This window comes from Longispora urticae, from assembly GCF_053902585.1.
Genome location: NZ_JAQZSH010000021.1, coordinates 149,268 through 163,840 on the forward strand (window position 1 = coordinate 149,268; position 14,573 = coordinate 163,840).

Below are 14,573 nucleotides of genomic sequence, written 5' to 3' on the forward strand. Positions count from 1 at the left end.
GGGTCCCGTCGACTACGGTGTAACCGGTAATCGCTGAACACTGGTGTCGGAGGAATACGATGATCAAGCTCGGATCGGTCGCACTGGACTGTCCCGACCCGGCGGCGCTGGCCGGGTTCTACGCGGAGCTGCTGGACAGGAAGGTCACCTACACCAGCGACGACTGGGTGACCGTCGGCGGCGACGGGGTGGACCTGAGCTTCCAGCGGGTCGCCGACTACCGGGCCCCGCGCTGGCCGGACCCGGAGGCGCCGCAGCAGTCGCACCTCGACCTCACGGTCGCCGACCTGGACGCGGGCGAGGCGAAGGCGCTGGCCCTGGGCGCGCGGCCGCTGGACACCCGGAAGGACCGGGGCTGGCGGGTCTACGCCGACCCGGTGGGGCACCCGTTCTGCCTGTGCAAGGAGTAGGCCGCGCGGCCGACCGGGCGGGACACGGCCCGGGCCGCACGGACACCGGCCGGCGCCCCGGAACGCGCTAGGAGGACTCCACCCGGACCGGCTCCGCCGCGGGAGCCGGCCGGCGCACCCAGCGCCGCCCGAACACCAGGATCACCGGCAACGTGCACACCAGCGGCCCGAGGATCGCGAGCGGCCGGGCCAGCCACCACAGCGCGTCCGGTGGCACCCGGTCGTCGAGCTGCTGGCCGAAGATCCAGCCAATGAACCGGGAGATGGCCATCCCGGTGGTGTGGAACAGGAACAGCGGCAGGGCGAACCGGCTCATCACCTCGGTGAACCACCGCCAGCGCCGCCGTTCGAGGAGGACCTCCATCCGCGGCCGGGCGACCTCGACGACGCCCATCTGGAAGAGCAGCAGCGCGACGATCACGAAGGTGGGCGGCGCCATGTTCGACCATTTGTCACCGGGTACGCCGACCATGGAGCCCGGGTACAGCCCGGAGAACACCATGCCCACCAGGCCGAACAGCCCGATCCACAGCAGCGACCAGTCGACCTTGCGCGGGGCGTCGACGACCTTGCGGTAGAAGAAGCCGGCCTGGTGGGCGAGCCCCCACACGATGACCAGGTTGGCCCAGCCGGCCCACTCGAAGTGGTACCGGAACCGCAGGATGTCCATGCACATCGCCAGCCCGCCGAGCCAGACGAGGACCAGCACCCCGAACCGGCGGTGCAGCCAGAGCGCGACGGGCAGCAGCGCGATCAGCATCAGGTAGACGGCCAGGAACCACAGCGGGCTGACCACCAGCTTGACGGCCTGCATGATCCATTTCAGGCCGTACGCGCCCTCCAGCGCCACACCGAGCGCCACCCAGGTGAGCAGCAGGGCGAGGGCCGGGATGGCGAGCTGCTTGACGCGCTTCCACACGAAACCGCCCAGACCGTCGCCGCGCGCCTTGGCCCGGAGCCAGGATTTCAGGTGGACATAACCCCCGATGTAAAAGAAGAGGGGCATGACCTGGAGCAGCCAGGTGAAGATCCACAGGCCGGTGGTGAAGCGCAGCGGGCTCGTGGCGTGCGGGCCGTCGACCCGCCAGCGGATGATCGTGAACGCCCAGTGCCAGACAACGACGACGATCAGGCTGAAGCCGCGGAGGAAATCGACGTAACGGTTACGTTCCGCTGGGGTGTCCGTCGCCACTGATACCTCTCTTTCGCCTGGCCACCCGGGTAGGGTTGCCCCTCAGTATGGACCTTTTGGTACGCGTAGAGGCGCCCCTCACATCCCCGCCCCGCCCCCGGCTGCACGCCGCGCTGGCGGGGAGCGTCCTGCTGCTCGCCGGCACGGCCGTCATGGTCAGTCTCACCCTCCCCGCGTGGGCGTACCCGCTGTGGAACACCGGCATGGCCCTGGTCCTGCTGGCGGGCGCCCTGGCCGTGGGCCTGACCCCGACCCGGCTGGGCATCACCGTCTCCCGGCGGACCCTGCTGGTCGCCGGGATCGGCGTCCTCCTCGTCGCGACGGTCTACGCGGTCGGCCTCGCCCTCCCGCAGACCCGGGCCGCGTTCCACGACAACCGGGCGGCCGGCCTGGGCCTCGGCGGGCTCGCCTGGGCCATGCTGGTCCGGGTCCCGTTCGGCACGGTGCTGATCGAGGAGCTGGCGTTCCGGGGCGTCCTGCCGGCCCTGATGGGCGCGGACGGCCAGACCTGGCGCTGGCAGCCGGTGCTGGGCGCGAGCGCCCTGTTCGGGTTGTGGCATTTCTTCCCGGCGCTGCACCTGGCCCAGCACAACCAGGCCGTGCACGACCTGCTGGGCTCGTCCGGCGCGATCGTCGCCCCGGTGGCGGCGATGCTGGCCGCGATGGGCGCCGGCGTGTTCCTGTCCGCCTGGCGACACATGGGCCGGGGCCTGCTCGCCCCGTTCCTGTTCCATACCGCGACAAATGCCGGCGGGTACCTGCTGGCCTGGATTCTGCTGCCTTCATAGAGGTGGCGTCGTCCTGGTAGGTTGTCGTGCCACAACACTCACAGATTCGGCTGGAGACCCGGTGAACTCCCAGGTCATCGCAGTACTGCTCGCTGTCGTCGCGCTGCTACTGATCGTCGTGGTCGTGGTGGTGCTGGCAGCCCGTCGGGCCGCGCGCAGGCACCAGGCGGCCGACGCCGCGACGCTCGCCCGCGCGGCGACCGTGGACCCGCTGGCGGACCTCGGGGTGGACGCCGAGCTCGGCGACCCGCGCCGGCTGGGCCCGGGCGACACGATCGAGATCCGTGGCCACGCGTACGCGGTGCGCGGCTCCCTGCACATCACCGAGGGTTCCTGGTCGTGGAAGGAACACCTGCTCGGCGACGCCGAGACCAGTGACCTGTGGCTGTCCGTCGAGGAGGACCCCGACCTGGTCGTGGTGCTGTGGACCGACGTGAAGGGCGCGACCGTCACCCCCGGTCCGGCCACGGTGGACCTGGACGGCCGGCGCTACGCCTCCGACGAGTCGGGCACCGCGCGGTACACGGCGACGGGCACCACCGGGCTGGACCCGGTCGGCACGCTCGCCTACCACGACTACGAGGCCGGCGACGCCCGGCTGTCCTTCGAGCGGTACGGCGACTCGGGCACCTGGGAGGTCGCCCGGGGCGAGAAGCTGCACCGGCACGAGCTGCGGGTGTTCCCCCGGTCATGATCACGACGATTCCGGTGCCCTACGTGGACACCAACGCCGCCGCGCTGTCCTTCACCCTCGGCGGTCCCCTGCTGCCCGCGCTCGACACCCTGTTCGTCGAGACCGTCGACGCCCGGCTGGAGCTGCGCCTGCTCGGCGCGTCCCACCAGGCGATCCTCGACACCCCGTCCGGCCGGCTGATCGAGACCGTGGCCTGCCTGCCCGACCGGTCCGAGCCCCTGCCGGACGAGTGGGACGAGGCCGGCTACACCTTCCGGTCCGAGATCCGGGTCCTGGACCCGTGGCGGCTGCGGCACCTGCGCACCAAGCTCGGCTCGACCCGCAGCGCCCTGGTGGGCATGTTCCCCGGCTCGCCGGACGCGCTGACCGCCCTGTTCGCCACCGCCACCCCCGACGGCATCACGTGGCGTACCTGGCACTCCTACCCCCAGACCGGCGAGCTCGCCGTGACGTCGACGACCGTGAAGGTGCCCCGATGAGGAAGTGGTACGTGTTCGGCGGCATCGCCGCTGTCCTCGCCCTCGTGCTCGGCGGGATCGCCGTGTTCGGCAGTGCCACCTCCCCCCGGGGGTACGTGTCCCGGTCGTTCACCCGCTCGGCGGTCGACGACGTGGACGGCTCCCAGGCGTACCGGTCGACGAAGGCCCCCGCCGCCGTGGCCGCGATGATCCGGGGCGGCTGGAAGCCCGCCGAGGAGTTCGCCGACGCGAGCGGCTACTACCTGCGCTACTCCGATGACGTGGTCGCCGTGTTCCCCCGCGGCTCGGGCAGCCTGATCCGGGTCGAGGACTCCGACCGGGCCTACCGCCGCTACCACTCCCACGTCGGCGGTTACTGGGGTTTCACCACCGGTCAGGGCGAGGCCGGCCGCGGTGGCGGACCGGGCAGCGGCAAATGAAGGGACTTCCCCATGCTCACTGACATCCTGGCGACGCTCGCGTACAGCGGCGTCGGCATCGCTCTGATGGCCGTCGGCTACGTGCTGGTGGACATCGCGACCCCCGGCAAGCTCCGGGACCTGATCTGGGTCGACCGGAACCGCAACGCGGCCCTGCTGCTGGCCTCGGGCCTGGTCGGCGTCGGCATGATCGTCGTCGTGGCCATCGTGAACAGCAACGACGACTTCGCCAAGGGCATCGTCGACACGGGCCTGTACGGCCTGCTCGGCCTCGTCGTGATGGCCGTGTCCTTCGTCCTGCTGGACCTGGCCACCCCGGGCAAGCTCGGCGACCTGCTGTGCGACCCGGAACCGCACCCCGCCGTGTGGGTCTCCGTCGCGGCGCACCTCACTTCGGGGGCGATCATCGCCGCCGCGATCTCCTAGCCATGGCGGCGAATCCCACGGACGCGGCGAAGGCCGCGAACTCACGGAACTTCAAGACGTTTCTCTCGGGCGGCGCCGGGGCGCTGGTGCTCGGGTTCGTGGCCTTCCTCGTGCTGGTGCCCGGCTCGGGCCCCGAGGGGACCACGTACGTCGAGCAGGGCGCCCAGTTCGACACGGCGGGCGCCGAGGCCCTGGTCACCGAACTGGCGAAGGCCCACCAGGCCCAGGGCGTCTGCTACGGCTACGAGCTGTCGTTCAACACCATGAAGAAGCAGGTCGGCTCCAACCTGGGCGTCGACAAGCCGGTCCGGGACCCGAAGGCGTGCCCGAAGTGGGTGCTGCTGTCCGTGGACGTCGACTGGACCTCGGAGTCCAGCGAGTCCGAGGACTCCGGCTACTACTCGATCACCGGCAGCTCCGGGCTGTCCCTGCCGACCCGCACGGAGCTGGAGCAGGCCGGCCTGACCAACGCCGCCATCATCGACGCGCCGGCCGAGGCGACGGCCGCCGCCGTGCTCGGGCTGCCGCTGCTGATGACGACGCACGGCCAGGCGGCGGTGCCCGAGGGTCCGGCCTCCACCGAGAGCCCCGAGCCGCTCACCAGGGCCGGTTCGGACTTCCTCCGGGAGAACGCGGGCCTGCTGGTCGCGGCGATCGCCCTGCTCGGCGCGGCGATCGGCATCGGGTTGTACGGCCTGTTCGGGTACACGCTGCCGGAGCGCCGCCGACGGGCCGCCGAATCCGCCCGGATGGCCGACAAGCTCGCCCGGGCGCTCGCGAAGCGCACCGCGGACGACGCCCGGGCCGCCGGGCGGCAACCCCGGAAGGGCGGCAAGCCCTCCGGACCCGGCGTCGGCACTGCGGCCGGCAACGGCGGCCCACGGCCCGGCGTCCACCCCGCACCGGGCCAGGCAACGGCACCCGACGGCACCGCCCCCGCCCCGGCCCCCGGCTCGGGCGACACCCCACCCGGCCCCACCCCGACCGGCCCCGCAGGGGACCAGCCCACCCCGTGAAACGCCTCTCCCGGGCCTTCGTGCTCTCCACGGTCTTCGTCGTGGCCGCCTGCGGGCTGGTCTACGAGCTGGCCCTGGTCGCGCTCGGCTCGTACCTGATCGGGGACACCGTCGGGCAGACGTCCGTCGTGCTCGCCGTGATGGTGTTCGCGATGGGCGTCGGCGCGTTCGCGGTGAAGCCGCTGCTGGGCCGGCCCGCCGCCACCTTCGCGGCCGTGGAGCTGATCCTCGCGCTGTGCGGCGGTCTGAGCGTCCTCGGGCTGTACGCGGCGTTCGCCTGGCTGGACCTGTACACCCCGGCGCTGATCGTGGTGGCGTTCCTGCTCGGGCTCCTGATCGGCGCGGAGATCCCGCTGCTCATGGTGCTGTTGCAGCGGATCCGCAAACAGGACGCGGGCGAGGCGGTGTCCGACCTGTTCGCCGCCGACTACGTGGGCGCGCTGCTCGGCGGGCTGGCGTTCCCGTTCCTGCTGCTGCCGTTCTTCGGCCTGATCCAGGGCGCGCTGGTCGTGGGCGCGCTCAACGCGGTGTGCGGCCTGACCCTGGTCCTCGGCCTGTTCCGCGAGGAGCTGGGTGCCCGGTCCCGCGCCGCGCTCGCCGCCGGGTGCATCGTCGTCTTCACGATCCTCGCCTTCGGGTACGTGGTGAGCGACGACTTCGAGACCACGGCCCGCCAGCAGCTGTACAAGGATCCGATCGTGCACGCCGAGCGCACCCGGTACCAGGACATCGTCGTCACCCGGTCGGTCGCGTTGACCGGGGCGGCGGACGTCCGGCTCTACCTCAACGGTGACCTGCAGTTCGCGTCCGTCGACGAGTACCGCTACCACGAGGCCCTCGTGCACCCCGTCCTCGCGGGCCCGCGCGGCCGGGTGCTGATCCTCGGCGGCGGCGACGGGCTGGCCCTGCGCGAGGTGCTCCGCTACCCGGACGTGCGGTCGGCGACCCTGGTCGAGCTGGACCCGGCGATGATCACGCTGGCCCGGACGAACCCGCTGCTCAAGGACCTCAACCACGACGCGTTCGCCGACCCCCGGGTCACGGTCGTCAACGCCGACGCGTTCACCTGGCTGCGCGACGGCGCCCCCGCCCCTGGCGGCTCCGAGCCCGGCGGCTCCGAGCCCGGCGGCTCCTTCGACGCGGTGATCGTGGACCTGCCCGACCCGGACAGCCCCGCCACCGCGAAGCTCTACTCGGTCGAGTTCTACGGCCTGATCCGGCACGCGCTGGCCCCGGGCGGCCGGGCGGTCGTCCAGGCCGGCTCGCCGTACTTCGCGCCGCGCGGCTTCTGGACCATCGACGCCTCGGTCCGCGAGGCCGGGCTGTCCACCACCCCGTACCACGCCGACGTGCCCTCCTTCGGCGACTGGGGCTACCTGCTGTCCGCCGCCGGCCCGGCCCCGGTGCCGGCGCTCGCGCCCGACGCGCCTACGCGCCGTTACCTGGACGCGGCCACCCTGGCGGCGGCGACGACGTTCCCGGCGGACCGGCGGCGGCTCGACATGCCCCCGTCCACCCTGACCCACCCACGAATCGTCGACGTGGTCAGCGGCGAATGGAAGAACTACTAGGGCCGTTTGGACCCGTTGAGGACGGCGCTGGACTGCGCGAATGGCCCAGACGCAGGGCGCTGCCCTAGCGTCTGGGCCATTCGCTTGCCAGCACCGCCCTCAACGGGCCACTTCGTGTTAGATCAAGAGCCTCAGGTCCAGAGCTCTAGACGCGGCCCAGGTCCCGAGCCTCGGCCAGGCCCTGGGCGTGGCCCCGCAGCATGTCCACGGCCTCGCTGAGCCGCAGATTCGTCGTCGGGCTGTGCGGGCCGGTCCGGCTGTCCTCCGCCACGTACTCGGCGGCGGCCGCGACCAGCCGCTCGTAGGCCGTGACGCCCTCGTCCAGCTGGGCCACCAGGGAGGCACGGGCCGCGTCGAGCGAGCCGTGCGTGTCCACCGGCGCGAACTGCCGGGCCTTGTCCACCCCGGCCGTGCGGCCCGCCACGTCCCACAGCAGCGCCTCGGCGGACGCGGCCTCGGCGGCGATCGACTCCACCGGGCCCCGGAGCCGGCCGGTCAGGCCCGTCATCGTCGCCGACGCGCGGTCCAGGCGGGCCGCGGCGGTGGCGGCGGCGGTGCCCCGGAGCTGGGCCTTGCTGCGCTGGCGGCGGAGCTGGTCGATGGCGGCCTTGCCGGTGGGGTGCCGCGACAGCATGGCGACGACCTTGCTCAGCGGGTCGCCGCCCGGCAGGGCGGCCGGCGGTTCCTGGGCGGCGAGCGCCTTCAGGTCCGACCAGCGCCACACGGCCAGGGCGATCGAACCGCCGGCTGAGGCGGCCCAGAACACGTCGGGGAGGCCTATCCCGTCGTACGGCAGCAGGACGGCCGTCGCGGCCCCCAGCGTGGCTCCGATGACGCTCCACCGGCGCGCGGCGCGGCGCAACCGGCGGAGCCGACGGAAATACTTGGCACGCGGGTCGCCGGTCATGCCAGCAAGCGTACCGCCGCCCGGGGAGCGCCGTGTGTGCCCGCGTGCCCGATCCGGCCGCGTACCCGGAAAGTGGGGGTGAAAGCTTTCGGGGCGCCCACGATGTGCGGGCGCCCCGAAGGTGCGACGTGTCGTGCGGGCCGGACTAACCCGCGGACGAGTCCTTGTCCTTGGCCATCGACGCGCGGATCTCGTCCAGCCGCGTGACGCCCGCGGTGTTGCCGGTGCCGGACACCGCCGGGGTCTCCGGGGCGGCCGCGAGCTTGTCGCCCGACATCGAGGCGCGGATCTGGTCGAGGCGGGACTGGCCGGCCATGTCCAGCGTGGACTTCTGCACCTCGAGCATCCGGCCCTCGACCGAGGTGGAGGCGAGCTCCGCGCGGCCGTGGGCGTTGGCGTAGCGCCGCTCGATCTTCTCGCGCACCTCGTCCAGCGACGGGGTGTTGCCGGGGGCCGCGAGGGAGCTCATCGACTCCAGCGAGGCCGCGATGGTCTCCTGCATCTTGGCCTGCTCGAGCTGGCTGAGCAGCTTGGTGCGCTCGGCGAGCTTCTGCTGGAGCATCATCGCGTTGTTCTCGACGGCCTTGCGGGCCTGCGCGGCGGCGGCGATCGCGCCGTCGTGCATCCCCTTGAGGTCCTCCATCGACTGTTCCTGCGAGACGAGCTGGGTCGCGAAAGCCGACGCCGCGTTCTCGTACTCCGTCGCCTTGGCCTCGTCGCCGGCGGCCCGGGACTTGTCCGCCAGGACGATCGCCTGCCGCGCCGACGCCTGGAGCTTCTCGACCTCGGACATCGTGCGGGACAGCTTCATCTCCAGCTGACGCTGGTTGCCGATCACCGCCGCGGCCTGCTGGACGAGCCCCTGGTGCTGGCGCTGCGCGTCTTCGATCGCCTGCTGGATCTGGACCTTCGGATCGGCGTACTCGTCGATCTTGGCGCCGAACAGCGCCATGAGGTATCTCCAACCCTTGACGAAGGGGTTAGCCATCGCTGCGGTCCTCTCTCCGGCATGCGCCGTGCGGTTGTCTGTCTATCGTCGCAGGCCCGGGTGCGGTGCACCCACCCACCTCGGGGTGAATTCAGTCGCCCGTCCATCATCCTCCGGGAGGAGGCTCCCCGGCGAGCACCTGTCGGGACAGCGCCTCAGCGTCCGCCAGACCCGACCGCAACCCGTCAAGATCCTCGGTCAGCAAGCGTACCCGGCTCGTCGTGTCCCCCACCACATCCGACGCGGCGTGCATGGTCGACAACTCGGCCAGGCGCACCACGAGACCCTCCAGGCCCAGTACGGCCGCCTGCATGCGCACCAGGAGGGTCTCCTGGGCCTCGGTGAGCCGCTGGTGCGAGTCCAGCTGGTCCCGGACCGCCTGGATGCCCCGCTGGCGCTCGTCGCGCAGGTTCGCCGGGCCGGTCTGCAACGCGAACGTCAGCGCCTCGTACTCGTCGCGCAGGGCCGGTGCGTCGATCCACGCCGCCGTGTCGGCCAGCAACGTGACCTGACCGGCGAATCTACGCAGATCGCCCAGCACGCTGACCGCACCCTCGTCGACCTGGTCGATCTGGGACCGCAGGATCGGGTCCTCCTCCGAGGCGACCTGCTGGCGCAGCGCGCCCGCCGCCCCCTCGGCCCGGCGCAGCCACAGCTCGGCCGGGCTGCCCGTGGGCGGCTCCGGCAGCCGGCGGGTCGGCGTGGCCAGCAGCTCCGGGCCGTCGGGGGCACCAGGGGCCTGCTGACGGTCGAAGGCCACGCCCAGGCCGACCCGGACCCCGTACACGGCGGCGGCGACGCCCATGCCCAGCGCGATGCCCACGCCGGCGGACACGGTCGCGGCGGTCACCGCCCCGCCGAGGCCGCCGATCAGCCCCGCGGCGAGGACGCCCCAGGGTTCGGTGAGATGGTCGCGGAGTGCCATCAGAAGTTACTGATCACGTTGACCATGACCTTGTCGATCGTCGCGGGGTCGCGCGCGTCGTAGGCCGCGGCCCGGGAGGCCCGGGAGATGCTCTGCAGCGCGTTGAGGTCCGCCTGCTCGCCGAACGCGATCGTGAACACCCGGACCGACTCCTCCATCTTCGAGGCGTCGAGGTCCTTGACCAGCTGGGCGAGGTTGTCGTCCTTCGGGTACTCGTTCTTGCCGTCCGTCAGGAGCACCACCGCGTTGATCCGGTTCGGGTCGGCCACGGCCAGCAGTTTGCGCTGGGCGGCGCGCGCCGTCGCGTACAGCGCCGTGCCGCCCTCCGGGCTCAGCCCCTTGATCTGGGCGACGAGCTGTGCCTTCACGTCGGAGACCTTGCCGATCGGCACCCGTTCCGTGTACGGCGTCGACGCCCCGCCCCGCTCCGTACTGAACGTCCACAGCCCGACCTGGTCGTCCGGCGCGAACAGTTCCAGCGACTTGAGCGCCGAGTCCTTGGCCAGCTCCAGCCGCGACCGGCCGCCCGTCGCCACCTCCGCCATCGAGCCCGACACGTCGAGGACGAGCAGCACCTGGGCCCGCTTGCGCAGCGCGTCCCAGCCGGACACCATCCTGGCCAGCACCGCCGGCGACGGCGGGGTCAGCAGGCCCACCTTGGCCTGGGGCAGCAGCCCGTTCTCCTGCTTGAGCACCGGCCCGGTCTTGCCCTCGAACGACCGGAACGCCTGGTCGGTGAACCGCTTCTGCTGGGCCGGCTCCCGCACGAACTTCAGGAAGTCCGCCGCGCCCGCCTTCTGCTCCTCGCTGGCCGTCGTCAGGGTCACGAACGGGCTGTCGGAGAGCAGGGTGCCCTCCTTCGGGTAGATCGCGACCAGCGGGACCCGGGGCTTGGTGCCCTTGCCCGTCAGCTTCGGGTCACCGGTCGGGTTGCCCTCGTTGTAGTCGTAGACCGACTTCTCCTCGATCGCGACCGCCGAGATGTACGCCAGGCCCCGGCCCTGCTTGTCCGCCTCGGCCATGTTCGCCAGGAACGTCAGCGAGGTGTCGCCGTAGTGCACGACCCCGGACTCGATCTTGCTCACGTAGTCGAGGACCTTCGGGTCGGTCACCTGCTGCTCGTTCAGGTCGCTGGACAGGCCGGTCGCGGCGAAGTACACCCCGACGGTGGACTGCAGGCCCGTGGTCGAGAAGTGCGGGTTGGTCTTGCCCAGCTTGAACGTGCCCCACTCCGGGTGCCCCACGCTGCCCCAGCCGGCCGTGGTCAGGCCCAGCACGTCCGACCAGCCGAGCTGCTTGTCCGGCCAGCCCAGCGCCTCCGCCATCGGCTTGGGCATCGCGATCACCAGCGGGGACTGCGCGATCGACGGCTGCGGGCCCGTGGGCACCACGACCCCCTTGTCGCCCGTACCGCTCTGGTGCCGGGACAGCGCCAGCCACGAGGACGAGGCCGGGCTCCACACCTGCGGGACCGGCGCGCCCTCCCGGGCCGGGTCCCAGCCCTTGGCCAGCGCCTCGGCCGCCGCCCCGGACGCGGTCGAACTGATCGTCACGTCCACGCACTTGCCGCCGACGGTCCGGCCGGCGTCGTTGTACGCGTCGGCGACCTGGCTGAACAGCCCGGCCTTCTCGACAGAGGAGTTCACGTCGAGGGCCACGCAGCCCTCGCGGTGCTTGCGCGCGGTCGGCTCGTCGTCGGAGCCGGACTTCAGAACGACGTAGGTGATGACGATCGCCACGACGCCGATGACGGCCGCGATGATGATCGGCAGCGGGTTGCGTCGCGACGTAGGGGGCGTCGAGTAGGACACAGGGGCCTCCGCGGAAGGGTGGGGCCCAAGTGTCGCACCTCTCGTCCAGCGCCCGCGTCCCCCGCCCTCCCGGCGGAAAGCCCAACCTCCGACGGCTACCGGAGCGGGAGCGGTCCGCGCAGGTCCGGCGCCGACCGGGACAGCGAAACGGCGACCGCCCCACAGGACGGTCGCCGCATCGGAAAACTGAGGTGCTCAGGCCGCCCGGAGGTGCGCCACACTGCGCTCGATCGGGTTGGAGGCCTTCGCGGTCGACTGCTTGACCGGCTTGCCCGACGGGGCACCCACGGCCTGCAGCACGGCGGGACGGTCCTCGGTCACGGCCAGGGTGTCACTGACCTCACGGAGGACCTGGGACAACGGCACGTCGAGGGCGTCACAGATGGAGGCCAGCAGCTCGCTGGACGCCTCCTTCTGGCCGCGCTCGATCTCCGAGAGGTAGCCGAGGCTCACGTTGGCCCCGGTGGACACCTCACGCAGCGTGCGGTGCTGGGAAAGCCGCCGCGAACGCAGCGTGTCGCCGATCACACGACGCAGCAGGATCATCGCCACACTCCTTCCCCATACCAGTCGGTACCCGTAGGGCTACGTTCACCAACCGCTGTCACCGTACATGCTCGCACTGCGAACCGGGTACATACCAGACCGTTGTCGACTTCAACGTTCCTCAGGCCTGGGTATTCCGCCGCAGCGCGAACGCCCGGAACGCGTAGTCCAACCCGGTCACGAGGGTCACGACGACGGCCGCGCCCATCAGCCACGGGCCGACCGTGGCGAGACCGGACGGGAAGGGCCACAGATACCACGCGATGGCCGCTATCTGCAGTAACGTCTTCAGTTTGCCGCCCCGGCTGGCCGCGATCACACCGTGCCGGAGGACCCAGAAGCGCATCAGGGTGACGCCGAGCTCACGGGCGAGGATCAGGCCCGTGACCCACCAGGGCACCACGTCGTACGCCGAGAGCAGAACCAGGGCCGTCCCCGTCAGCGCCTTGTCGGCCAGCGGGTCGGCCACCTTGCCGAACGCGGTGATCAGGCCCCAGGTGCGGGCGATCCAGCCGTCGGCCAGGTCGGTCACCGAGGCGATGCCGAACACGACGCACGCGGCCATGCGCCACCAGGAGTCCGTCATCTCCGAGACGATCACGAAGGCGGCGAACACCGGGACGAGAATCAGCCGTAGGACCGTCAGCGCGTTGGCCGGGTTACGGATCGGGACCCGTTTCACAGGAGTGATCATGACATCCCGGCGGAGGTCATGGTCGGGTGGCCGGGTCGATGACCTCGACCGGCTCCGCCACCAGATCCACTCCGCCGCATGCCGTCACCGTAGCCCGGACGAGGTCGCCGGGGCGCAGCTGATCCGCGATTCCGCCGACGAGGGCCGTGGAGCCGTCGACCTCGGGCGCCTGGTGGGCGGCCCGGGACTCGACCTCGCGCACCGGATGACCCGCACTGTCGCGCTCGGCTCCGTCGGATATCCGATCGACGAGAACCTCGATCGTGGTGCCGATCCGGTCCTCGGCGCGCTGGGCGGTGAGCTCCTCGACCAGTTCGCTGATCTTCGCGTACCGCCGGTTGATGGTGTCCTTGCGGACCTTGCCCGTCATGGTGGCGGCCTCGGTGCCGTCCTCGTCCGAGTACGAGAAGACGCCGACCGCGTCGAGCCGGGCGCCGGTCAGGAAGCGCTCCAGCTCGGCGACGTCCGCCCTGGTCTCGCCCGGGAAGCCCACGATCACGTTGGTGCGGGCGCCGGCCTCCGGGGACAGCTCCCGGATGCTCGCCATCAGCTCCAGGAACCGGTCGGTGGAGCCGAAACGGCGCATCCGGCGCAGGACCGGCTCGGCCGAGTGCTGGAAGGACAGGTCGAAGTAGGGCGCGACGCCCGGGGTGGTGGCGATGGCCTCGGTGAGCGAGGGCCGCATCTCGGCGGGCTGCAGGTAGCTGGCCCGGACCCGGACGATGCCGGCGATCCCGGCGAGCTGCGGGAGGAGCTTCTCCAGCAGGCGCGGGTCGCCGAGGTCCTTGCCGTACGACGACGAGTTCTCGCTGACCAGGACCAGCTCGCGCACGCCCTGGGTGGCCAGCCACTCGGCCTCGGCCAGCAGCTCGTCGGGGGTGCGGGAGACGAAGGCGCCCCGGAAGGACGGGATCGCGCAGAACGAGCAGCGCCGGTCGCAGCCGGAGGCCAGCTTCAGGGAGGCAACGGGGCCGCCCTCGAGGCGGCGGCGCAGGGTCTGGCGCAGGTGGGCCGGGGTGGCCTCGTCGACCACGGCGTGGCCCGGGATGACGACGCCGCTGTTCTGCCGCTTCACCGGGGTCAGGGGCAGCAGGGAGCGCCGGTCGCGCGGGGTGTGCGCCTCGTGCTCCTCGCCGCGCAGCAGCGACTCGAGCTTGTCCGAGATGTCCGGGTAGTCATCGAAGCTGAGCACCGACGCCTCCGGGAGCGCGTCGCCGAGCTGGTTGCCGTAGCGCTCGGCCATGCAGCCGGCGGCGACGACCTTCGCGCCGGTGTCGCTGGCCGCGAGCAGGGTGTCGATCGACTCCTGCTTGGCGGAGGCCACGAAACCGCAGGTGTTGACCATCACCACGTCGGCCTTCTCGCCGTCCGTGGTGACCTCCCAGCCACCGGCGGCGAGCCGGCCGGCCAGCTCCTCGGAGTCGACCTCGTTGCGGGCGCAGCCGAGGGTCACGAGGGCGACGCGCCTCGACGGGGCGAGGCCGCCCTTGCCGAGTGCCGGAGCGGCCGGGGAAGCATCGCGGGGAGTGGTGGGTGCAGACACCCCGCGAGTCTAGCGGGCAGGCCCGACACTTCCCGGACCGCTGTGCGCCACCCCACCAAAACCATCATTTTGGTACGAGTGGGAAGCCCCGACCACCCGCCGGCCGCCCGTGGCCGCTCCCGTGCGTCAGGTCACCCGGTCGCGCGCCGCCCGGTCAGCCCCCC

At 71.8% G+C, this 14,573-nt stretch carries 16 protein-coding genes; 8 read left to right on the plus strand and 8 right to left on the minus strand.

Annotated elements, in window-relative coordinates:
- Positions 1 to 59 precede the first annotated feature (59 nt).
- Positions 60 to 410, plus strand: a complete 351-nt coding sequence (locus tag PT931_RS11870) for a VOC family protein (RefSeq protein ID WP_363726498.1) — start codon at positions 60 to 62, stop codon at positions 408 to 410.
- A gap of 67 nt (positions 411 to 477) precedes the next feature.
- Here the strand turns inward: PT931_RS11870 and PT931_RS11875 are convergent, their stop codons facing one another.
- Positions 478 to 1,602: an acyltransferase family protein gene (locus tag PT931_RS11875; protein WP_456245779.1), complete on the minus strand. Its 1,125-nt coding sequence runs from the start codon at positions 1,600 to 1,602 to the stop codon at positions 478 to 480.
- A gap of 47 nt (positions 1,603 to 1,649) precedes the next feature.
- Here PT931_RS11875 and PT931_RS11880 point away from each other — a divergent pair, with 47 nt between their 5' ends.
- From PT931_RS11880 to PT931_RS11910, 7 genes are all read left to right on the plus strand, one after another.
- Positions 1,650 to 2,390, plus strand: coding sequence for a CPBP family glutamic-type intramembrane protease (locus tag PT931_RS11880; RefSeq protein WP_456245780.1), 741 nt, complete (start codon positions 1,650 to 1,652; stop codon positions 2,388 to 2,390).
- Positions 2,391 to 2,451: 61 nt separating this feature from the next.
- On the plus strand, positions 2,452 to 3,084 hold the full coding sequence (locus tag PT931_RS11885) for a DUF4178 domain-containing protein (protein ID WP_456245781.1): 633 nt from the start codon (positions 2,452 to 2,454) through the stop codon (positions 3,082 to 3,084).
- Entirely contained in the window at positions 3,081 to 3,563 is a 483-nt protein-coding gene (locus tag PT931_RS11890; RefSeq protein ID WP_456245782.1) for a DUF2617 family protein, read from the plus strand. The genes PT931_RS11885 and PT931_RS11890 overlap by 4 nt, the downstream gene beginning before the upstream one ends.
- Positions 3,560 to 3,982: a DUF4247 domain-containing protein gene (locus tag PT931_RS11895; RefSeq protein ID WP_456245783.1), complete on the plus strand. Its 423-nt coding sequence runs from the start codon at positions 3,560 to 3,562 to the stop codon at positions 3,980 to 3,982. The genes PT931_RS11890 and PT931_RS11895 overlap by 4 nt, the downstream gene beginning before the upstream one ends.
- A 12-nt stretch (positions 3,983 to 3,994) precedes the next feature.
- Entirely contained in the window at positions 3,995 to 4,408 is a 414-nt protein-coding gene (locus tag PT931_RS11900) for a DUF350 domain-containing protein (RefSeq protein ID WP_456245784.1), read from the plus strand.
- 2 nt (positions 4,409 to 4,410) lie between these two features.
- Positions 4,411 to 5,424 carry a hypothetical protein gene (locus tag PT931_RS11905; protein WP_456245785.1) on the plus strand — a complete coding sequence of 338 codons (1,014 nt, stop codon included), beginning with the start codon at positions 4,411 to 4,413 and terminating at the stop codon, positions 5,422 to 5,424.
- Complete coding sequence (locus PT931_RS11910; protein WP_456245786.1) at positions 5,421 to 6,995, plus strand: polyamine aminopropyltransferase; 1,575 nt, start codon at positions 5,421 to 5,423, stop codon at positions 6,993 to 6,995. Before PT931_RS11905 ends, PT931_RS11910 begins: the two co-directional genes overlap by 4 nt.
- Before the next feature lie 145 nt (positions 6,996 to 7,140).
- On the opposite strand, the gene pspM is transcribed toward PT931_RS11910, so the two are convergent.
- The 7 genes from pspM to rimO form a co-directional block, all read right to left on the minus strand.
- The gene (gene pspM / locus PT931_RS11915) at positions 7,141 to 7,902 is read right to left on the minus strand and encodes a phage shock envelope stress response protein PspM (protein WP_456245787.1); all 762 of its coding nucleotides are present in this window, start codon (positions 7,900 to 7,902) and stop codon (positions 7,141 to 7,143) included.
- 145 nt (positions 7,903 to 8,047) lie between these two features.
- Positions 8,048 to 8,890, minus strand: a complete 843-nt coding sequence (locus PT931_RS11920) for a PspA/IM30 family protein (RefSeq protein ID WP_456245788.1) — start codon at positions 8,888 to 8,890, stop codon at positions 8,048 to 8,050.
- Between the two features lie 106 nt (positions 8,891 to 8,996).
- A complete protein-coding gene (locus tag PT931_RS11925) occupies positions 8,997 to 9,815 on the minus strand; it encodes a hypothetical protein (RefSeq protein WP_456245789.1) in 819 nt (272 codons plus the stop codon).
- Positions 9,815 to 11,626 (minus strand): substrate-binding domain-containing protein, encoded by a 1,812-nt coding sequence (locus tag PT931_RS11930; protein WP_456245790.1) that lies wholly within the window; start codon positions 11,624 to 11,626, stop codon positions 9,815 to 9,817. Before PT931_RS11930 ends, PT931_RS11925 begins: the two co-directional genes overlap by 1 nt.
- Positions 11,627 to 11,821: 195 nt before the next feature.
- Positions 11,822 to 12,172 (minus strand): helix-turn-helix domain-containing protein, encoded by a 351-nt coding sequence (locus PT931_RS11935; protein WP_363726523.1) that lies wholly within the window; start codon positions 12,170 to 12,172, stop codon positions 11,822 to 11,824.
- A gap of 121 nt (positions 12,173 to 12,293) precedes the next feature.
- Positions 12,294 to 12,866, minus strand: a complete 573-nt coding sequence (pgsA, locus tag PT931_RS11940; protein ID WP_456245791.1) for a CDP-diacylglycerol--glycerol-3-phosphate 3-phosphatidyltransferase — start codon at positions 12,864 to 12,866, stop codon at positions 12,294 to 12,296.
- Between the two features lie 16 nt (positions 12,867 to 12,882).
- Entirely contained in the window at positions 12,883 to 14,319 is a 1,437-nt protein-coding gene (rimO, locus tag PT931_RS11945; protein WP_456245903.1) for a 30S ribosomal protein S12 methylthiotransferase RimO, read from the minus strand.
- Between the last annotated feature and the right edge of the window lie 254 nt (positions 14,320 to 14,573).